Source organism: Acinetobacter sp. Ac8, from assembly GCF_055392545.1.
The window spans coordinates 1,103,799-1,123,149 of the sequence record NZ_AP043689.1; the positions used below are offsets into that span (position 1 = coordinate 1,103,799).

At 37.9% G+C, this 19,351-nt stretch carries 20 protein-coding genes, 4 tRNA genes and 1 riboswitch; of the genes, 7 read left to right on the top strand and 17 right to left on the bottom strand.

Annotated features, from left to right (window positions below; translation table 11 throughout):
- Nucleotides 1-155: 155 nt before the first annotated feature.
- Together ACZ5QH_RS05290 and rpoD are read right to left on the bottom strand one after the other, a co-directional pair.
- Entirely contained in the window at nucleotides 156-443 is a 288-nt protein-coding gene (locus tag ACZ5QH_RS05290) for a YbeD family protein (protein ID WP_004722529.1), read from the bottom strand.
- 127 nt (nucleotides 444-570) lie between these two features.
- Nucleotides 571-2,514: an RNA polymerase sigma factor RpoD gene (gene rpoD / locus ACZ5QH_RS05295; protein WP_259191535.1), complete on the bottom strand. Its 1,944-nt coding sequence runs from the start codon at nucleotides 2,512-2,514 to the stop codon at nucleotides 571-573.
- Nucleotides 2,515-2,845: 331 nt separating this feature from the next.
- Here rpoD and ACZ5QH_RS05300 point away from each other — a divergent pair, with 331 nt between their 5' ends.
- On the top strand, nucleotides 2,846-3,052 hold the full coding sequence (locus ACZ5QH_RS05300; RefSeq protein WP_004722524.1) for a PA3496 family putative envelope integrity protein: 207 nt from the start codon (nucleotides 2,846-2,848) through the stop codon (nucleotides 3,050-3,052).
- Nucleotides 3,053-3,118: 66 nt separating this feature from the next.
- Nucleotides 3,119-3,643: a YecA/YgfB family protein gene (locus ACZ5QH_RS05305; RefSeq protein ID WP_004722523.1), complete on the top strand. Its 525-nt coding sequence runs from the start codon at nucleotides 3,119-3,121 to the stop codon at nucleotides 3,641-3,643.
- A gap of 72 nt (nucleotides 3,644-3,715) precedes the next feature.
- Here the strand turns inward: ACZ5QH_RS05305 and ACZ5QH_RS05310 are convergent, their stop codons facing one another.
- The 3 genes from ACZ5QH_RS05310 to trhO all read right to left on the bottom strand — a co-directional run bounded on the left by ACZ5QH_RS05310 (nucleotide 3,716) and on the right by trhO (nucleotide 6,638).
- Nucleotides 3,716-4,324 carry a LysE family translocator gene (locus ACZ5QH_RS05310; protein ID WP_303577926.1) on the bottom strand — a complete coding sequence of 203 codons (609 nt, stop codon included), beginning with the start codon at nucleotides 4,322-4,324 and terminating at the stop codon, nucleotides 3,716-3,718.
- A 634-nt stretch (nucleotides 4,325-4,958) separates the two neighbouring features.
- Nucleotides 4,959-5,534 carry a DedA family protein gene (locus ACZ5QH_RS05315; RefSeq protein ID WP_004819593.1) on the bottom strand — a complete coding sequence of 192 codons (576 nt, stop codon included), beginning with the start codon at nucleotides 5,532-5,534 and terminating at the stop codon, nucleotides 4,959-4,961.
- Between the two features lie 171 nt (nucleotides 5,535-5,705).
- Nucleotides 5,706-6,638: an oxygen-dependent tRNA uridine(34) hydroxylase TrhO gene (gene trhO / locus ACZ5QH_RS05320; RefSeq protein WP_034618212.1), complete on the bottom strand. Its 933-nt coding sequence runs from the start codon at nucleotides 6,636-6,638 to the stop codon at nucleotides 5,706-5,708.
- A gap of 235 nt (nucleotides 6,639-6,873) precedes the next feature.
- Here trhO and ACZ5QH_RS05325 point away from each other — a divergent pair, with 235 nt between their 5' ends.
- Nucleotides 6,874-7,356, top strand: a complete 483-nt coding sequence (locus tag ACZ5QH_RS05325) for a DUF1289 domain-containing protein (protein ID WP_004722515.1) — start codon at nucleotides 6,874-6,876, stop codon at nucleotides 7,354-7,356.
- Nucleotides 7,357-7,567: 211 nt separating this feature from the next.
- Here ACZ5QH_RS05325 and ribB read toward each other — a convergent pair whose 3' ends face one another.
- A complete protein-coding gene (gene ribB / locus ACZ5QH_RS05330; RefSeq protein WP_004819596.1) occupies nucleotides 7,568-8,227 on the bottom strand; it encodes a 3,4-dihydroxy-2-butanone-4-phosphate synthase in 660 nt (219 codons plus the stop codon).
- 108 nt (nucleotides 8,228-8,335) lie between these two features.
- Nucleotides 8,336-8,493, bottom strand: a riboswitch (FMN riboswitch).
- Between the two features lie 170 nt (nucleotides 8,494-8,663).
- Here ribB and ACZ5QH_RS05335 point away from each other — a divergent pair.
- From ACZ5QH_RS05335 to ACZ5QH_RS05345, 3 genes are all read left to right on the top strand, one after another.
- Nucleotides 8,664-10,493: a DUF2157 domain-containing protein gene (locus ACZ5QH_RS05335; RefSeq protein ID WP_303577927.1), complete on the top strand. Its 1,830-nt coding sequence runs from the start codon at nucleotides 8,664-8,666 to the stop codon at nucleotides 10,491-10,493.
- Nucleotides 10,490-11,101: a GDYXXLXY domain-containing protein gene (locus tag ACZ5QH_RS05340; RefSeq protein ID WP_303577928.1), complete on the top strand. Its 612-nt coding sequence runs from the start codon at nucleotides 10,490-10,492 to the stop codon at nucleotides 11,099-11,101. Before ACZ5QH_RS05335 ends, ACZ5QH_RS05340 begins: the two co-directional genes overlap by 4 nt.
- Before the next feature lie 151 nt (nucleotides 11,102-11,252).
- Complete coding sequence (locus ACZ5QH_RS05345; protein ID WP_056514360.1) at nucleotides 11,253-11,720, top strand: hypothetical protein; 468 nt, start codon at nucleotides 11,253-11,255, stop codon at nucleotides 11,718-11,720.
- Between the two features lie 66 nt (nucleotides 11,721-11,786).
- Here the strand turns inward: ACZ5QH_RS05345 and panD are convergent, their stop codons facing one another.
- The 11 genes from panD to ACZ5QH_RS05400 form a co-directional block, all read right to left on the bottom strand.
- Nucleotides 11,787-12,167 carry an aspartate 1-decarboxylase gene (gene panD, locus ACZ5QH_RS05350; protein WP_303577929.1) on the bottom strand — a complete coding sequence of 127 codons (381 nt, stop codon included), beginning with the start codon at nucleotides 12,165-12,167 and terminating at the stop codon, nucleotides 11,787-11,789.
- Between the two features lie 153 nt (nucleotides 12,168-12,320).
- Nucleotides 12,321-12,899 carry an aminoacyl-tRNA hydrolase gene (gene pth / locus ACZ5QH_RS05355; protein WP_004722502.1) on the bottom strand — a complete coding sequence of 193 codons (579 nt, stop codon included), beginning with the start codon at nucleotides 12,897-12,899 and terminating at the stop codon, nucleotides 12,321-12,323.
- A gap of 20 nt (nucleotides 12,900-12,919) precedes the next feature.
- Nucleotides 12,920-13,216, bottom strand: coding sequence for a 50S ribosomal protein L25 (gene rplY / locus ACZ5QH_RS05360; RefSeq protein ID WP_004722499.1), 297 nt, complete (start codon nucleotides 13,214-13,216; stop codon nucleotides 12,920-12,922).
- Between the two features lie 97 nt (nucleotides 13,217-13,313).
- Nucleotides 13,314-14,267: a ribose-phosphate pyrophosphokinase gene (locus ACZ5QH_RS05365; protein ID WP_004722497.1), complete on the bottom strand. Its 954-nt coding sequence runs from the start codon at nucleotides 14,265-14,267 to the stop codon at nucleotides 13,314-13,316.
- Nucleotides 14,268-14,302: 35 nt separating this feature from the next.
- Nucleotides 14,303-14,377 (bottom strand) — tRNA-Gln (locus tag ACZ5QH_RS05370).
- 91 nt (nucleotides 14,378-14,468) lie between these two features.
- Nucleotides 14,469-14,543 (bottom strand) — tRNA-Gln (locus tag ACZ5QH_RS05375).
- A 19-nt stretch (nucleotides 14,544-14,562) separates the two neighbouring features.
- Nucleotides 14,563-14,637 (bottom strand) — tRNA-Gln (locus ACZ5QH_RS05380).
- A 30-nt stretch (nucleotides 14,638-14,667) separates the two neighbouring features.
- Nucleotides 14,668-14,742, bottom strand: a tRNA-Gln gene (locus ACZ5QH_RS05385).
- A gap of 4 nt (nucleotides 14,743-14,746) precedes the next feature.
- The gene (gene ispE / locus ACZ5QH_RS05390) at nucleotides 14,747-15,580 is read right to left on the bottom strand and encodes a 4-(cytidine 5'-diphospho)-2-C-methyl-D-erythritol kinase (protein ID WP_303577688.1); all 834 of its coding nucleotides are present in this window, start codon (nucleotides 15,578-15,580) and stop codon (nucleotides 14,747-14,749) included.
- A 25-nt stretch (nucleotides 15,581-15,605) separates the two neighbouring features.
- Nucleotides 15,606-16,214 (bottom strand): lipoprotein insertase outer membrane protein LolB, encoded by a 609-nt coding sequence (gene lolB, locus ACZ5QH_RS05395; protein WP_034617524.1) that lies wholly within the window; start codon nucleotides 16,212-16,214, stop codon nucleotides 15,606-15,608.
- 8 nt (nucleotides 16,215-16,222) lie between these two features.
- A complete protein-coding gene (locus ACZ5QH_RS05400) occupies nucleotides 16,223-17,905 on the bottom strand; it encodes a tetratricopeptide repeat protein (protein ID WP_419761942.1) in 1,683 nt (560 codons plus the stop codon).
- Nucleotides 17,906-18,012: 107 nt separating this feature from the next.
- Here ACZ5QH_RS05400 and hemA point away from each other — a divergent pair, with 107 nt between their 5' ends.
- The gene (hemA, locus tag ACZ5QH_RS05405) at nucleotides 18,013-19,299 is read left to right on the top strand and encodes a glutamyl-tRNA reductase (RefSeq protein ID WP_004819618.1); all 1,287 of its coding nucleotides are present in this window, start codon (nucleotides 18,013-18,015) and stop codon (nucleotides 19,297-19,299) included.
- Nucleotides 19,300-19,351 lie beyond the last annotated feature (52 nt).

Sequence of the window (19,351 nt, forward strand, 5' to 3'; positions counted from 1 at the left end):
ATATAGAAATCGCTTTAATTATAAAGAAATTTAGTTTGGAAAAGTGAAAGCAATTGCTGATCATTTGCAAATAAGCCAGCAGGGCATATTCCCCAATAAAATCAGGGTGCAAAAAAACACGCCATTGTGGCGTGTTTTTTTAATTCATTTCAGCATTACAAGGCAGTACGAATATGTTCGCAAGCAGCAAGGTCAGCATACAAGGCATGCACTTGCTCAAGCTCTTCAAAACGTAATTGAGCCGTAATCGAATGATATTTACCAGTACGTGATGGTTGTACAACAAGTGTCGCTTCATTAAATTCAGGGAAATGTTTTACCAAAATTTCAACTACAGCACCACGTAATTCTTCACCCGCATTACCAATCAATTTAATTGGGTAATCCATTGGAAAAACCCAAAGATCTTCTTGTAATTCGCGAGATGGAGTGCGGTCTAACATTTTTTCACCTCTAATTTATCAACAATGCCTGCATAAGTGCAGGCATTGTGTTTCTCTTAAATACTTAATGGGGTTACTCGATTGATTTTCAAGTCCCGAAAGTATTCATAGATTGAACAAATTCAACTTAGTCATTTTCAAGGAACGAACGTAAGTGTTCTGAACGCGAAGGATGACGAAGTTTACGTAAAGCTTTGGCTTCAATCTGACGAATACGTTCACGGGTTACATCAAACTGTTTACCTACTTCTTCCAAAGTATGGTCAGTCGGCATGTCGATACCAAAACGCATTTTCAAGACTTTTGCTTCACGTTCAGTTAAGTTTTCAAGTACTTCACGTGTTGCTTCTTTTAAGCCCTCTGAAGTCGCAGCATCTACTGGTGAAGTGATGTTGCTGTCTTCAATGAAATCACCAAGATGAGAATCTTCATCATCACCAATTGGCGTTTCCATAGAAATTGGCTCTTTAGCAATCTTAAGCACCTTACGAACTTTAACTTCGTCCATTTCTAGACGTTCACCTAATTCTTCAGGAGTCGGTTCACGACCCATTTCTTGAAGTAATTGGCGAGATACACGGTTGATCTTGTTAATCGTTTCGATCATATGTACAGGGATACGAATTGTACGTGCTTGGTCTGCGATTGAACGGGTAATCGCCTGACGAATCCACCATGTTGCATAGGTCGAGAACTTATAACCACGACGGTATTCAAACTTGTCTACCGCTTTCATTAAACCAATGTTACCTTCTTGAATCAAATCCAAGAATTGTAAACCACGGTTTGTGTATTTTTTCGCAATTGAAATTACCAAACGTAAGTTGGCTTCAACCATCTCTTTTTTGGCACGGCGAGCTTTGGCTTCACCAATCGCCATACGTTTAGAAATGTCTTTAATTTCTTTTACGTTTAGATCAAGGTCTTTTTCAATATCAGCAATCTTTTGTTGGAATGCCAATACATCTGGACGAACTTTTTCTAAATAGCCTTTTAATTCAGCAGGTGCTTTTGCAATTTGTTCATCTAACCAAGCAGGATTTGATTCTTGACCTGGGAATGATGTACGGAACTGTGTACGATCCATACGACCACGACGAACTGCATAACGCATCACTTCACGTTCAGAGGTACGAATTTGTTCGTGCGTGCCACGAATCATTTCTGAAATGATGTCAAATAAACGCGGTGTAAATTTAAACATCATAAACACAGTAGCCAGTGCTTCCATTGCCTCAGTACCTTGAGTACTGTTACGGCCATGTTGCGCAATTGCGACTTTTGCACTGTTCCAAACTGCTTCTAGCTCTTCAAAACGAGCTTTCGCAATTTCAGGATCTGGACCAGATTCGCCTTCAGAATCGTCATCACTTTCAGACTCTTCTTCTTCGTCTTCATCATCCAACTTCACTTCTTTAGTTGGTTTTGCAGAAGTATCTTCTTCTTCAACGATAACTTCAGCTTCGTCTTCTAAAACTTCAGGAATCACTTCGTCAGATTCAGGATCTAAATAGCCTGATAAAATATCGGCAAGGCGACGTTCGCCAGTTTCATAATCTTTATATTCTTGTAAAACAACTTCTACAGCATTTGGCCAGTATGCAATTGAATGTAGAACGTCACGAATACCTTCTTCAATACGTTTGGCAATACTAATTTCGCCTTCACGTGTTAAAAGTTCAACGGTACCCATTTCACGCATATACATACGTACTGGGTCAGTGGTACGACCTGGCTCATTTTCTACAGAGGCAAGTACTGCAGCAGCTTCTTCTTCTGCAACTTCATCGCCAGCTTCGCTATTCCCTTCGAACATTGCATCGTCAGTTTCAGGTGCACGTTCATGAACTGGAATACCAACGTCTTGAAGCATTTGGATAATGTCTTCAATCTGTTCGCTTTCGGTGATCGAGTCTGGGAGATGATCGTTAACCTCAGCGTAGGTTAAGTAACCTTGTTCTTTGCCTCGGCTAATAAGAGCCGCTACTTGGGAAGTAGGGGAATGCATTTCGCTCATCTTTACTCTCTTCTCGTTGAATCTGTGGCAATGAAAAACCGTGCGTAATCGCACAATCTGTTAAAATATATCTTTGAATAGCTCGCATATTCCATCGGAAGAAATCAGCATAAAACTGTCCGATAAAATATTCAGAATTTAAATTCAATCAAATAGGTGGGGGTGAAATTGTTATTTTCAAGATCATCCCGTGCGATTTCTATTCAGAAAATGTCATAAAATAGTAAGACGCAGGGTGGATTATATCATTACATAAAATAGGGCCCGAAAAAAGCCCAAATTCGCATTTAAATGTAAAAAAAACGGAAAAAACTTGACAAGTTTTCTGAAGACAGATAAATAGCGCCTAGACCCATTCACTTTTTTTCATTATGAGGTAGTTTTAGTGTCTTCTACAGATTTTGAACTAGATGATAACTACGGTGATGATGATGTTAGTTTCGATGAGTCATCAAGCAAAATTAGCGCCAAAGAATCTTTAGAAAAGCGACGTTTGATCGATGATTTACTTGCTCAACGTCGTTTAGAAAAAGATTTAAAAGATTTTGATTATGACATTGATGATGACGATGATTTTGATGACGAAGATTAAAAATTCATTGGGCATGGCGTGGGAAAATGCTATGCTTAAATCTGATACAAATTTACTGGAAACAAAATGAGTGCTTTAGATTTAGACCTACTGAGTGATTATCTAGATGGTGACCAAAATGAATTTGGTCTAGATTTCGCAGCGACTCATGGTTTCTTGTGCGCAATTGCGGTTGGTCCTACTTTTGATAAATGGCTTGATGAGCTATTTGATAATAATCAAAAGAAAGTTCCAGCAGAAATCATTGTACAAATCAAAGCATGGCTTGAAGCGATTCGTCAAAACTTAGCCAATGAAGAAGGAATTACATTTCCTTTTGAAATTGAAGAAGCTGATGTTGAATCAAGCTTAGGCGACTGGAGTGTTGGCTTTGTCGATGCAATGTTCCTGAATGAAGAAGCTTGGTTTGCACCAGAATATGAAGATCAAGTTGTTGATCTCACACTACCAATGATGGTGTTCAGTGGTATTGATGATGAAGATCCTCAAATGGAATCTTTCCGCCGCAATGGCCAGTTAATGGACGAGATTGCTGAAGAAATTCCTGAAAATCTAAATGAAATTTATTTGATGTACCACACACCAAATTAATTTGCGCGTATAAAAAAAGCATGCTCACTGAAAAGTGGCATGCTTTTTTTTGTTGGTGATTTACGCCAATAGTTAAAACCGTGCAAATAATAGGCTACAACCTAAAATAAACAGTAAAAGGCCAATCACACGATTGATCACCACTTGGCGATCTAAAATTTTATTTCGTATGCTGGGATGTGCACAAAATAAGGCAATCAAGCCAAACCAAACAAAATGACTCAACGAAATAAACGCACCATAAGCAAAAAGCTGAATGGTCGAATTTTCTGTAGAAGTCATCAGTTGAGCAAATAAACTGATTACAAATAAAGTTGTTTTGGGATTTAGGCTATTGGTTAAAAAACCATGTTTAAACGCTTGCCAGCTACTGATACCAACACCCATTTCATCCAGTTTTATTTTTGCCTGTGTGAATGTTTTATAGCCAAGATAAATTAAATAAGCAGCGCCAATATATTGAATTGTTTGTAAAAGATAGGGCATATGATTTTTTAAAAAACCCAGGCCAAGTAGGCTATAACCCACATGTATCCAAACACCGCAAGCAATACCTAAAGCAGTGCTTAATCCAATATTTCGACCATATAAATAACTGTTTCGTGTCACGATAGCAAAATCAGCGCCAGGACTTATTACTGCCAAGCAGGTGATTAAGATCACAGCAATCATTTCATTCACTCATGTATCCTTTTTTACACAGTTTTAATTATTTTTATATTTTTCATATATTTGTATTGGATTAAAGCGATAATATTTTGATGAAATTCATGATTTTTTGGAATGTATAGTGCTTGCCGTTGAATTCACTCAAATTTCTCAATCGCTCGGAAGTTTTGCTCACATCGAATGTGTGGTGATTTTTTACGATCGCTGTGGTGTATTGATTACGATTGGGTGATTTTTATACAGTGATGCTGTTTATATATGGTGATCGTGTTTCAATTGGTCGGCATTGGTGAAACGGGGAGTATAAGAAAATATAAACAATAGGCTTCTTTTATAAATCCTGTTAAAACCCATAAATCAAAAGATAGTGCCTCTTATCCTAGCTTTTCCTCAGCGAGAAGAAACTATCAAGCTTCATTTCGCATGATCATTTTGATTTATGAACGCTCTAATGTCTTTGTGGTTATTTTTGGAATTCGCTGATTATTTGTCAGACAACTAATGTTAAGGGCTAATGTTAAGAACTAATGTTAAGAACATAGAGCTTGGCCAAGCAAACACAAATTTGTCTGCTCGACTCAATGCACACAAATCTCAATGTACACAAATAGTGTGTTTTAACTGAATGCTGGGAGCATAATAATTTTTAGCGTGCTTTTGATTTTTTATAGAAAAAATAAGCAACTAAAATTAAGACAATGGTAATGATCACATAGCCCACGCGACTAAAAATTTGTTGCATGAGTTCTATATTGTTTCCAAAATAATAACCGACACATGCAAGAAAAGTGGTCCAGATAATTGTCCCTACACCGCTATACAGCATAAATTTCCAAAAGGGCATATGACTCATGCCTGCAGGGATACTAATCAAAGAGCGAACTGCGGGAACCATTCGTCCAAAGAAAACCACGCGATGTCCATATTTTTCAAACCAATCTAAAGCTTTTTTGACATCTTCTGATTTGATAAAAAGGTATTTACCATAGCGGTCAACCCAATTAAAAATGCTTTGATTTGGGATTTTGCGACCTACCCAATACAACAACGCTGCTGCAACCAGTGAACCGATGCTGCCTGCGATAATCACACCCGATAATAATAATTGACCTTTAGATGCAGCAAACCCAGCTGATGGCATAATCACTTCTGAGGGAATCGGCGGAAAGACATTGTCTAAAAACATCAAAAGAGCAATACCGAAGTAACCAAGTTGCTCCATGATCGAAATAATCCAATCAGTCATTTTATATATAAAAATAGGGCGTTATAAACATGGTATGGTTTTCATTTATCAAAATATAGTGAGAATTTGTTGTGTTATTAAAATATCTAAATAAAAACCGCAGCCAATAAGCTGCGGTTGAGTGAAGCATTTTAAAATTGATTGAGATTAAAGACGTTTGCGTTTTGCAGCAGTAATTTGTGATTGACGCATACGGAAACCTTCTTTTTGTTTCTCAGATGTTTTATCAATACAATATTTGCAAGAAACACCATGTTCATAACTTGGTAAATCGGCTTCTTCAGGAACAAGTGGCCAACCACATGCATGACATTTAATATTTTCGCCTTCTTCCATACCATGCGTCACCGCAGTACGACCATCAAATACGAAACATTCACCTTCCCACATACTTTCATCAGCAGGGGTTTCTTCAAGATATTTTAAAATACCGCCTTTAAGGTGATACACCTCGTTAAAACCTTCTTGAAGCAGTAGCGATGTTGATTTTTCACAACGAATACCGCCTGTACAGAACATCGCAATTTTCTTATCTTTATGCTGTTCAAGTTCTTTTTTTACATATTCTGGAAATTCACGAAAGGTTTCTGTTTTAGGATCAATCGCACCTTTAAAAGTACCCGCTTTATATTCATAATCATTACGTGTATCAATCAAAATCACATCATCACGTGCAATCAATTCGTTCCATTGTTTTGGATCAAGATAATGTCCAACAAGATCACGAGGTTTCACCTCTACACCTAAAGTTACGATTTCGTTCTTTAGCTTAATCTTCATTTTACGGAATGGCTTTTCATCACTATGTGATTCTTTATATTCCATGCTATTAAAGCCTTCATTCAATAAGAATTGATGAATGACATCAATCGCTTGACGATCGCCAGCAACAGTTCCGTTAATTCCTTCACCTGCAATAATGAGAGTACCGCAAAGGTTGATGGTTTTTACCAAGTCTAAAAGACGTTGTTGAAGATCAGCAGGATCTTGAACTTCTTTGAATTGATAAAGTGCTGCAACAACCCAACCAGAGGTCGCTTGCTGTTCTACAGGTGCAAGCTGTTCTACAGTAGCGTTCATGGAGTACTCCAAATATTTAAGATAGAATAAAATTTAAGGCGCATATTTTAGCGTGATTTACATGAATATGCGAGAAAACCCTAGTCTTTGTAGTGTTTTTTTATTCCCTGAAAAAAATATGGGTTTTTATACTAAATATAGTGCTTTAAAATATTTTATATACCATATATAGTATTGCGAAATGATTATTTCGTGCCGAAAAAGTGTGTCACATCGTTGATGTAAGGAGTAAATTTTGAGTAACGAACGTCGGATACCCACCTTAACGCCATGCGCTGGTCGTTGTTCAACGGTATTTGGTGATTCTGTTTGTCGTGGTTGCCGTCGTTTTAATCATGAAGTGATCCAATGGAATACATATGATTCAGCGCAACGTTTAGCTGTTTGGAAGAGGCTGGATGCACAGCTCGATCAAATTTTAATTCCGATGCTACCTTTTGCCGATTTAAGACATATTGAAGGTTTTATTTTGGGTAAACGTATACGAGTGATGGATTCTGCTTCTAAAGGGCGCAAGTTGTATCATGCATTAAAAATTTGTGAAAAAAATAAACATCTCGCAGAAGAGAGTGGTTTGGGAATTCAAGCGAAACAGGTAAAACCGCTTTGGGATGAGTTTGAACGTCGTGTATTGGCATTGGCCAATGCAAGTTATGATTTCGCATGGTTACGTGCAGACGGTATTCGTCAAAGTATTTTACATTTGGAAGATGTTTAAACTCAGTTTCTGCAATGATTTATTATTCATCAGCTTGATATTTTGGCTATTTAATTTTAATCAGTGTCACTTATAAAAAATTAAAACAAAAACTGGCGCTGTCATTTCATCGCACTTTAACCAAGAATACCTAATCAATATTAAAAAGCCAGCCCAAAGATTTGAACTGGCTTTTTTACTCTGTCTAAATGTGATGACTTAAAATATTTTCTTAGACATTGTGTTTTAAACGATACTGAACCAATTCTTCAATGGTAATCAGCGTTAAATGATGCGTTTGTGCATATGCTAAAACTTGAATGCCTGAAGCCATTGTTCCATCAGGATTGGTCACTTCACATAACACACCAGCGGGTTTTAAACCAGCTAAACGTGCCAAATCAATAGAACCTTCTGTATGTCCACGACGGGTTAATACACCACCATTACGACCACGCAATGGAAAAACATGACCAGGGCGATTCAGATCACTTGCGACAGCACCTGTTTTAATTGCAGCATGAATAGTGGTGGTGCGGTCTTTTGCAGAAACGCCTGTTGTTACACCTTGTGCTGCTTCAATGGTAATGGTAAAAGCCGTTTTAAATTGACTTGAATTGTCCTGAACCATCGGTGGGAGTTCAAGGTGATCAGCTAGATCATCGGTAATGGTTAAGCAGACTATACCTGAACCATCACGAATCATACGTGCCATGGTTTCAACATTGAGGGTTTCTGCTGCAACAATTAAATCTGCTTCATTTTCACGATCAAAATCGTCCATGACCAAAACAGGTTTGCCTTGGCGCATATCTTCGATTGCTTGTTCGATACGTTGGTCTGCAGGGGATAGTGCAGAAAAGAAAATTTCGGGTTGAATTAAACTAGACATTGAAACGCTCTCGTAAAGTTAAAATACGGTTGAACATTTCAGGACATTTGAAATAGTGGCGTTACAAAACCTTTTCCAATAGCGAATATTGAAATTTTTAAGCTGTGACGTCGTCTTCTTTCATCCGGACTATACCGTCGGCTTTGGCATTTCACCAAATCTGCGAATCACGATTAAGCGTGATAAGCTCGTGGGCTGTTGGCTCAGGATTGAAAATCCGTCCAATTTACCACCGGTGGGGAATTACACCCCGCCCTGAAGCGATGTGCATTTATTATAGACACTTTTTTACTAAATGGATGCTTTTTTTTAGAATGATCAGTACTATAGATAGAACAATAGTTGCTATAGAAAATAATTAAACTTTTACATTTAAAAGAATATTTGTGGTCATAGTGATCAACAAATAGCAAAGCATAAAATAAGGAGACTCAGCTTGATCACGATTCAGCAAGATGTCTATTCATGGCGTAATGATGACTTTGTTAAACACTTACAGGTTTTAGGATTTGCTCTAATTGCAGTCAGTATTTTATATCTGACCGCTGCAAATTGGTTTATGTTGCCTCAGTTTTTTCAATTGGCAATTCCACAACTTTTCTTGTTACTCAGTGCTGTAGCCAGTATTTTTTTAGTTCAGCATGATTATTTAGTCCAGTGTTTGCATACAATAAGTGGCTTGATGATTGGTTTAAGTTTGGCTGTCATTGGTCAAATTTATCAAACAGGGGCAGATAGTTATTTACTATTTTTAATCTGGTCTATTTTATTACTGCCGTGGTTGTATCGTCCGAATATTGGTGTTTTTACATTGCTCTGTATTGTCAGCCAACTCACTTTATTTTTGTTTTTTAAACAAACATTTTGGGCTGACGAATATCCTGTCACATTTTTATTTAGCTTAAATCTCCTTTCATTATTTCAGTTTTATTTTTGTCTTCGTTGTTATCAAAAGCTGCGTTATCTCTTTGTCTTATGGTTTGGCATTCTTTCAATTTGGCATATGATGCTATTTTTATATGGAGACAGTAATTTAGCATTCGCCACAGCCATGATTTTTACATGGACAGACCTTAAGATCGCTTATTTAATATCATCATTTTTTCTACTTTCTGTCGCATTAACTTATTTTTATCGAAAAAGAGATCAGTTATGTAGTGTGCTTTCAGCAGTAGGTTTAGGGATTACGTTTACGCTGGTGATTTTCAAATGGATGAATAGTCTGTTTCGTGAATCCGAAGTGCTCGGATTATTTTTAATTGCACTGGTGGTTTTCGCTTGGTTTGCATTGATTACTTTTTTATTGATTAAGTTTATCCCACAAAACAAATTTAACAATATTCCTATCGCAGTGGGTGCATGGGTTGCAGGTGTTTTATTGGCATCATTGATGCTGGCATTTTGGGGGAATTTCTCCTTGATCATGGGGGCAGTTTTTGTGGTATTGGCTGCCTTTATTTTAAGAAGTAAACAAGCTTTATTTTTAAGGCAGTTTGCTTATTGTATATGGGTCGCAGGGCAACATGCTGTGATTTTCCACACGGTTGAATTAACTGACCAATTCTTTCCAATTTTCTTTATTCAATTTGCCATGCTGTGTCTTAGTTATTTTATTCGCAGCCATTGGTTCTTTATTATTATCCAACTATTTGCCTTGTATTTATCAGGTATTGCGTTGATTTGGGATTTAAACGTTCTGCTTGGATTACATCGTTTTGTTGAAAGTTTTTCATTTCTGGTCTTGCTAAGTTATGGGTTTTATCTGGTAATGATTTGGGTGCATGGTATTCAACCCAGTCAATATCAACGCAGTTTAGCATTGGCTAATTTATTGATTATTCTTTCATCCTTGGGTTTCTATACACTATTTGGACAATATGAATTAGAGAAAATTAGATACCTTCCTATTCTCAACTTGGGGCTGCCTATTTTGTGGTTGGCTTTGTTTATGCTGTTGAGGATTCGCAATCAATTTAGCTTGATTGCTCAATTGATTTTATTGGCTTTTGCTGCAGTACTGATATTTTATGGCTATTTTGAAATTTTTATTTGTATCGCCATACTTTCATGGGCATTGTCACAGCACGATAAGATTGTCTATGGTTTCGCTTTAGTGACTTTGGCGTTAACCTTATGCTTTATTTACTACGCGTTGAATGTTAGCTTCCTCGTTAAAAGTCTAAGTATTTTTAGCTCAGGATTAATTTTGTTGATACTGACTTGGGTGCTACATAAATTCCAATCAAAAGAGGGAGTAAATACATGAAAAAATTCATTCCTCTTTGTCTTGCTTTAATCTGTATTGTTCTTTTTCTAGGCATCATTTTTAAGAATGAACAGCATCTGAAGAATAGTCAGAGTATATATGTCCACTTACAACCTGTTGATCCACGTTCATTAATACAAGGTGATTATATGGTGCTGAGTTATCAACTTTACTTTGCACCGCAAAAACTAAATCAGGGCGATCAGAACAATGTAGATCTAAGTGATAGTGATGAAAATCATATTTTTTCGGGGCATTATTTTGATCAAGTGATTGAAAATAAGCCTTCGGTTACGGCTTATGTTGAATTGGATCAACAGAAAAAGGTGGCACATACTTATTTTGAAAAACCTAAAGATGCGCAAACTGTAAAACTGATTTTGAAGAACCCGGATAATCGACATAGAACACTTTATCCTGCATCCAATAGCTTTTTATTTGCAGAAGGTTTAGCTGAATGTTATCAGCAAGCAAAGTATGCTGAGTTTAAGGTGGATCAGCAGGGCAATGCGATTCTTGCATCTTTACGAGGAGAGCATTTACAAGATCTGGACTGTGAGAATAAACAACGTTGGCGTGATGGATTTCGTTCTGAAAGAACTGAATAATTGAAGTCCAAATTATTAACTATAACGGATACTTGCTAAGGCAACATTGAATAATATGCATGAAATAAGTGCTTCGAATAAATGGTGGATTAAGTCAGTTTGAATTTAGTCTTATTGGTTTTCATAGCCATAATATGTATGGATAGTCGTTGTGAAAAATAACCAGATCAAATTTTCCCATATGATTATTTTTCTAATACTATTTATTTTTGTTTTATCTACATTTTATTCAGGTCGCTTGAATAAGTCATATTCAAATAGTCCAGAAATAATCAATTTTAGAGAAATTAAAAATAAGTATTTTATCCAATATTCTCCAGAATTTACTCCATCATTGATTAGGCCTGGCAACGCATCTGCTTCAATACGGATACATCGAGATAATTTGTCTAGTGAAGAAATGACACGGATACAACAACAACTTGTCTCTGATGGCTGGAGAAGAATAAAGGATGAAGGTAGATATTTTCAATATTGTTTAAATAAAACACAAATATTAAATATTGGATCTCCTGTCACTTTGAAAAAGAGAAGTGGTGAAATTATTGAGAATGATAAGGTTAACTCATGGATTATTAGTCTGTATTATAATGATAATGGTGTAAATAGCTGTTATTGAAAATAATTAAGTGAAATAGACATAAAAAACCCGCAACATTGCGGGTCTTGAATCATCTGTGTGCAATTATGCAACTTGAACAGGGATACAGTTTGCTGTGTGATTTACTGTATTGTCTGGATTTGCATATACAAGACGTGGTTTATGCACATCTGCTTCAGCATTGGTAAAATCACCAAATGTGGCAATAATCATTAAATCACCAACATCCGCTTGAAGTGCAGCGCCACCATTGACTGAAATGATGCCTGAACCTTCTTCACCACGAATCGCATAGGTTGTAAAGCGCTTACCATTAGTCACGTTCCACATATGAATTTCTTCATATTCACGGATACCAGCTAAATCCAAAAGAATACCGTCGATTGCACAAGAACCTTCATAATGTAATTCTGCTTGTGTAACAACACAACGATGGATTTTTGCTTTTAATAAACGAGATAGCATGATTTGCGTCTCCAGAGTAGCCCTTACAATTGTTATCTTGTGTTGAATCAACAATTTTCAATGGGGGGATGCATTTGAAAGCGCATTTTGCTCTTAAAAATGAATCATGGCAAGAAAAATTGTTGAACAAAGAACATAAAATTTAGGTTTAAATTATGCTTTATAAGCATTGATTTGATTCATTGCTTGCTGAATCTCACCATTAACCAATAATTTTGTTTTGCCTAAAGCATGGTGTATTGCATCATCCATTAAAGTCTGTTCACTGCTTGGTGCTTTACCAAGTACATGTCCTGAAACTTTTTCTTTAGCGCCGGGATGACCAATGCCAATACGTAAGCGATGAAAATTAGAACCAATATGAGGAACAATGTCACGTAGACCATTGTGACCACCATGTCCACCGCCAGTTTTTAAACGAATGACGCCCGGATTCATATCCAGTTCATCATGAGCGATGAGAATTTCTTCTGGTTTAATTTGGTAGAATTTTGCAAAGGGAACAACACTTTGACCAGAAAGGTTCATAAATGTTGTGGGCAATAGTAGACGAACATCTTGTCCTTCAATATTACCGCGACCACTGATTCCTTTGTACTTTGAATCAGTTTTTAATGTAATACCATATTGTTCTGCAAGGCGTTCGACGAACCAAAAGCCTGCATTATGGCGGGTTTGGGCATATTCAGAACCTGGATTACCCAAACCAATAATCAGTGAAAGTTTACTCACTCATTTACACCATTTAACACTTATGCGCGTTTAAAGTCAGCGTGCATTGGTGTGTTTTTAGCTGGGTGACGTTGTAAAGCTTGGATTTTAACGCTTTCAACTTTACCTTCGATGTTAAGATCGATAACTTCTTCAAAGAAAGAGTTATTTTCTAAAGCTTTAACAAGCTCGCGAAGTTCTAAAGTAACCGCTACAGGTTCAGCAGAACCACCATAGATGATTGCTGGAACTTTATTTTGAAGACGAAGGCGGCGGCTCGAACCTTTCCCTTGAACTGCTTCTTCACGTGCTACTGCATTTAATACGAAGTTTGCCATGATGACATTTCCTCATTGAGTGTAATTGACTGAACTTTCGACCAGCCCAGTGATATAAAGCCCTACCAAAGAGTAGGGCTTTGAAAATTTGGCGCTATTATAGATAAGAATCGAACATTGCGCTAATAGATTCTTCGTTGTTAATACGACGAATTGTTTCAGCAACCATACTTGCTACTGAAACTTGGCGAATCTTACCAAGTTTTAATGCTTCATCTGAAAGTGGAATTGTGTCAGTAACAACCAATTCATCAATTACAGATTTGCTTAAATTTTCGAGTGCTTTACCTGATAGTACAGGGTGCGTTGCATAAGCAACCACTTTACGAGCACCAAAAGTTTTTAGTGCGTCGGCAGCTTTACACAAAGTACCAGCTGTATCAACCATGTCATCAACAATCACACAGTCACGATCACGTACATCACCAATCAAATGCATCACTTGTGATTCATTAGCTTTTTGACGACGTTTATCAATGATTGCAAGGTCGATATCCCCCATTTGTTTTGCAACAGCACGTGCACGAACTACACCACCAACGTCAGGTGAAACCACCATCAAGTTATGATGTTGTTGTTGACGTAAGTCAGCAAGCAAAGCAGGTGTACCGTAGATGTTATCTACAGGAATATCAAAGAAACCTTGGATTTGGTCAGCATGCAAATCGATCATTACAACACGGTCAATCCCCACAGTGGTGAGCATGTCTGCTACAACTTTTGCAGTAATTGGAACACGAGTTGAACGAGGACGACGGTCTTGGCGTGCATAACCGAAGTATGGAATTACAGCAGTAATACGACCAGCACTTGCACGACGCAAAGCATCTGCCATTACTAAGATTTCCATAAGGTTATCATTCGTAGGGGCACAAGTGGGCTGTACGATAAACACGTCTTTACCACGCACATTTTCAGTAATTTCGACAGTGATTTCACCATCAGAAAATTTACCTACAGCAGCAGCTCCCAGAGGGATGTGCAAATGGCTAACGACTTTTTGGGCGAATTGTGGATGCGCAGTTCCACTAAAAACGACAAGATTGGGCATGAAGCACCCTTGGCGGTTGGCAGATTTGAATTAGATGGCAGGGGCGGCTGGATTCGAACCAACGGATGCCGAGATCAAAACCCGGTGCCTTACCACTTGGCGACGCCCCTAATGCGGCAGAATTTTAGTGTTTTTGTATGTCTCTGTCAAGGTAAATCAACATTAAATACAAATTACTACGTTCTGTCTTTTTTGAGAAAATGGCAGGGGCGGCTGGATTCGAACCAACGGATGCCGAGATCAAAACCCGGTGCCTTACCACTTGGCGACGCCCCTAATTTGATGTTGTATTTAATGGCAGGGGCGGCTGGATTCGAACCAACGGATGCCGAGATCAAAACCCGGTGCCTTACCACTTGGCGACGCCCCTAAAATACAACGATCTACAGATGAAAAATGATGGCAGGGGCGGCTGGATTCGAACCAACGGATGCCGAGATCAAAACCCGGTGCCTTACCACTTGGCGACGCCCCTATCATTACACTGTAAAATGAGTGAGTGGTGATTCATTCAAACTGTTGACCAAATAGGCTTTGCAGGGTGAATGATTTAAAACATCATCAATCTTCATTTGTTCAGTGACTTCAACAAAAACACAAGCACCTGTACCTGTAAGCTTTGCTGTACCGAAATGATCTAAATACTGCATTGCTTCATCAACTTCAGGATATAAATTTCTTGCCAGTGGCTCAAAATCATTTCTAAAATTGGATGGCTTTAGCTGATAGGCGCAAAATTTAGTAGGCTTCGTATCTCTTGTCAATGTTTTTTGCGAAAAAAGTCGTTGAGTGCTGATAAAACAATCAGCTTTTAACACAATGTATTGTTTTTGATCTAAGTCTATGAATGTTAAGTGTTCACCTATACCTTCCGCCCAAGCATTACGACCATGAACAAAGATTGGAACATCTGCACCCAATTTAACCCCAAGCTCAGCCAGTTGTTCAGTATTTAAACCACACTGCCAAAGTTGATTGACCACAATCAATGTGGTTGCAGCATTGGAAGAACCACCACCTAGACCTGCACCCATTGGAATATTCTTTTCGATACGAATTTTTAAACCAGTCGGCTGTGTAGCATAAGGTTTTAAAATTTGAATCGCTTTATAGATCAGATTATGTTCCAAATCGACGTTACTCAAACCTTCAAGACTGATTTCAGGTTGAGAATGTTCTGTTTGGGTGAATTCTAACCAGTCATACAAATCAATCAGCTGAAAAATACTTTGCAACTCGTGATAGCCATTTTCACGGCGACCTGTGATATGCAAAAATAAATTCAATTTTGCTGGAGAGGGAACACGAATCATAGATTTCATTGTCTAAGGTAAAGATTTAGCGGTTTTGAATCACCATTGTAATACGATTTTCCTGACCAGATTCAAGTTGTTGTTTTAAAATCAGCTTATTGGGCAAGCTCGCTTGATTGTTATAACTAAAATCTACAGTCCAGCCATCTTCAATGATTTGAGCAATACGTTGAGTATTATCTCGGGTGATTTGTGCATTTTCAGTGGCAGGGTAAGCTTGAACCCAATCGACAATATGGGTAATAGGTGCAGTCCAGCCTGTGGCTTTTTCAAGCAGTTCTTCTGGTGTTTCAGCCGAAATCGAACCTGTTTTAGCGCTGTTTAGGGTAACTTCCCCAGATTTTCCTTCAATAATAGTTTTACCAATACCTAAGATTCCATTCAACTGGATATTAAAATCTTGTTGGTCTTGTGTCCATGTATAGAATGCACTGCCAGACTGTTTAGGTGTTTTTACCCCAATTTTCCCTTCAAGATTAAATTGATTTGACGGTTTTTGTGGGGGCGTTGTGGCATCAGTAGGTGCTGTAAGCGTAGGTGTGGTTTGTGCTGGTTTTACGACTTGTTGACAACCTGTGAGGGTAAAAGCGGTTACAGCAGTTAGGGTGCAAAAGATCTGTGGAATGTGACGCATACAAGTCATTAACTCTTTTTAATATGTTGCGGTAATATTAATGAATCTAATTGATTTAATTGAGGATCATTTGGATGATTTTGTTTGAGTTGTTGTAACACTTCATTAAATTGAGCTAAGGCACCTTGCATATACAAAGATTTTGCATATCGAATACCAATGTTTACACTATGACTCAAATTATAAGCTTTCGATAAAATGTTCGAGGCGGCATCAAAATCATTTTGCAAGAATGTAATATATCCCAGCGTATCTAAAATCGAGGCCTGATCTGGCGCAGAATCTAAGGCATGTTCAGCATACTTTCGCGCTTCATCTAAACGTCTATTTTGTAGTGCAAGCGTATAGGCATAAGCATTTAAATAAGCAGGATTATTTGGCTCTAAAGTTAAGAGTTGTTTCAATGCTTTATCAAGTAATTCACGATCCTCAAATGGATCAAGAAGCAATATTTCTGAATAGAGAATTTCAGGATCATCAGGCAAGTTCTTCACTGCTTCAGTGAGTAATCTCAGCGCTGCTTTTTTATTGCCCATGCGTTTTAAAATCTCGGCTTGAGCCTGATATAAGAAACTTGCATGTTGTGGATAATTGACACGTTCTTGGGTTAAAAACCGCAAAGCATCATTCATCTTGTCTTGTCTTTCAAAAATCGAGACCAGATTACGGCGTGAAACCGTATATAAGTTCCCATCAACCAAACGATAATAGGCTTTTGCCGTTTCATCATTTTGCTTTCGTTCAGCATTTACTGCCAAATAAAAATAAGCTTCGTTTTGATAACGTGACGAGTAGCGTAATTCCACTAAATACTGTTCAGCTTGGTCCAGCTTTTTTAAATCAATCGCAGTTAAACCTGCAATAAATAGGGCTTCTTCAGCATCTGGCCAAGCTTGGATAATCGATTCTAATTTGCTTAAGGCCAATTCAGATTGATGAATCTTGATCAGATATTTGACTTCTGCGAGACGGATATCATAGTTGTACTTGTTTTTACGACTGCTTCGATCATACCAATTTAAAGTCGCTTCTTGGTCACCCAAAGCCTCTAATAAATTGGCTTTCATCAGAATAAAGCCAGTCACTTTTGAACGTTTTTTTAACGCCTTATTGACGGTTTTTAAGGCTTGTTCGATCTCATCGTTTTGTGCTTCCAAACCCGCAATTAGAATTAAAACAGAAGGATTATTTTTTTCTTTACTTGCTCTCAGTGTACTGAGCAGATTTTGACGATCTACTTCTGATTCTGGTGCAATTCCTTCTAAAATCTTTTCTAAATCAGCGTTGGGGTCAATATTGAGAATACTGTCCAGAGTCTCCGCTGCAAGTTCATATTCATGTGATTTGAGCGCGATATGTGCCAAATAAAATTTTGCAGGAACGTCTTCAGGTTCTTGTACAACCCAATGGGTGGCAATGTCTAAAGCTGCTTTTAAATCGTTTTGTTCAATTGCAACATTCAAGGCACGTTGCTTAATGGTGGTTGAATTACTACGAATTGCGAGCACAGTATAATTGTGTAAAGCAGTTGCAGTATCATTATAAGCCAATGAAAATTCAGCAATAATACTTTGTTTTAATGCATTAGTATTATATTTAGCATGATAAAATTCTCCAGATGCTCTAATATGAGCACTAGAAGCCATGCTACCAACCAGTAAGAATGTGGTAGAATATTGCTTAATTGTCATGCCGCTTAAGCGGTTGTTTATTTGACGCAATTTTTCCGAATCCAAGTATGCTTTTTATGACACCGTTATTGCACAATAGCACAAATTTAGCGAAATGATGATCTGATATGTCTTTCTTTGCATTGGGTGTCAACCATCAAACTGCTTCTGTTGAGCTACGTGAGCAAATCGCTTTTAATCCAGAACGATTAAAAGATTTATTTGCCGTAGAAAGCCTTCGCCAAAATTTGAATGATATGGTGGTGGTGTCAACATGTAATCGCACTGAAGTCTATGCCATGGCTGAAAATGCCGATATGGTATTAAATTGGCTCGCCCAAACCAATGGTATTGATGTAAAGCAATTGTCAAATCATGTATATCGTTATGAAAATACCGATGCTGTTTCGCACTTAATGCGGGTTGCCAGTGGTTTAGACTCGTTGATGCTGGGTGAACCGCAAATTCTTGGGCAGGTTAAAACAGCACTATCAATCGCAAAAGATGCTGAAATCGTCTCGCAAAATCTGAATCAAATATTTGAATATGCTTTTTATGCAGCCAAACGTGTACGTTCTGAAACGGCAGTCGGCAGTCATGCTGTCTCAATGGGATATGCTGTTGCTCAACTCGCATTGCAAGTGTTTAGTAAGCCTGAACAGCTTACCGTCATGGTGGTTGCCGCAGGTGAAATGAACAGCTTGGTGGCAAAACACTTGGCTGAAATGGGCGTTGCAAAAATCCTGATTTGTAATCGAAGCCGTGAACGGGCAGAGAAATTAGCACAAGAAATAGCGCATCGTGTTGAAGTGGAGATTATTCCATTTGATGAACTCACTACTCAGCTTTATCGTGCGGATGTAATTTCCAGTTGTACAGGCAGTTTGCATCAAGTCATTGCTTATGCAGATGTGAAATTCGCTTTAAAAAAACGTCGTTATCAACAAATGCTTATGGTCGATTTAGCTGTACCTCGTGATATAGATCCAAAAGTTGAAAGTTTGGATGGTGTGTATTTATACGGTGTGGATGATCTACAAAGTGTAATTGATGAAAATTTAGCACAACGACGTCAAGCTGCAGTTGAAGCAGAGGTTATGGTCAATCAACTGGTAACTCAGTTGGTGACACAGCAAAAAGTAAAAGATGCTGGTGGGACGATTCAACAGTTTCGTGAGCACGGTGAGGAACAACGCCAGATGGAGTTGTCGCATGCCTTAGAGCGTATTCAGGCAGGTGAGGATACGCAACATGTACTTGAGGATTTTGCACATCGTTTGACGCAAAAGTTATTGCACCCATCTTCAATTTTACTACGCCAAGCAGCACAGGATGAAGATCCTTCACATTTTGAATGGATGAAAGAAAATATTCAGGATATTTTTGAACAAGAAAGAAAACCAAAAGCGAAGTGATTATTTTTAAAATGAATGTGATTTAATGTTTTTGCTTCACCAACTATTATTG

Coding starts and splice junctions, on each gene's coding strand:
- ACZ5QH_RS05290 (WP_004722529.1), bottom strand. CDS start 443: ATGTTAGACCGCACTCCATCTCGCGAATTACAAGAAGATCTTTGGGTT.
- ACZ5QH_RS05305 (WP_004722523.1), top strand. CDS start 3,119: ATGAGTGCTTTAGATTTAGACCTACTGAGTGATTATCTAGATGGTGAC.
- ACZ5QH_RS05315 (WP_004819593.1), bottom strand. CDS start 5,534: ATGGAGCAACTTGGTTACTTCGGTATTGCTCTTTTGATGTTTTTAGAC.
- trhO (WP_034618212.1), bottom strand. CDS start 6,638: ATGAACGCTACTGTAGAACAGCTTGCACCTGTAGAACAGCAAGCGACC.
- ribB (WP_004819596.1), bottom strand. CDS start 8,227: ATGTCTAGTTTAATTCAACCCGAAATTTTCTTTTCTGCACTATCCCCT.
- ACZ5QH_RS05340 (WP_303577928.1), top strand. CDS start 10,490: ATGAAAAAATTCATTCCTCTTTGTCTTGCTTTAATCTGTATTGTTCTT.
- panD (WP_303577929.1), bottom strand. CDS start 12,167: ATGCTATCTCGTTTATTAAAAGCAAAAATCCATCGTTGTGTTGTTACA.
- rplY (WP_004722499.1), bottom strand. CDS start 13,216: ATGGCAAACTTCGTATTAAATGCAGTAGCACGTGAAGAAGCAGTTCAA.
- ACZ5QH_RS05365 (WP_004722497.1), bottom strand. CDS start 14,267: ATGCCCAATCTTGTCGTTTTTAGTGGAACTGCGCATCCACAATTCGCC.
- ispE (WP_303577688.1), bottom strand. CDS start 15,580: ATGATTCGTGTTCCCTCTCCAGCAAAATTGAATTTATTTTTGCATATC.
- lolB (WP_034617524.1), bottom strand. CDS start 16,214: ATGCGTCACATTCCACAGATCTTTTGCACCCTAACTGCTGTAACCGCT.
- ACZ5QH_RS05400 (WP_419761942.1), bottom strand. CDS start 17,905: ATGACAATTAAGCAATATTCTACCACATTCTTACTGGTTGGTAGCATG.
- hemA (WP_004819618.1), top strand. CDS start 18,013: ATGTCTTTCTTTGCATTGGGTGTCAACCATCAAACTGCTTCTGTTGAG.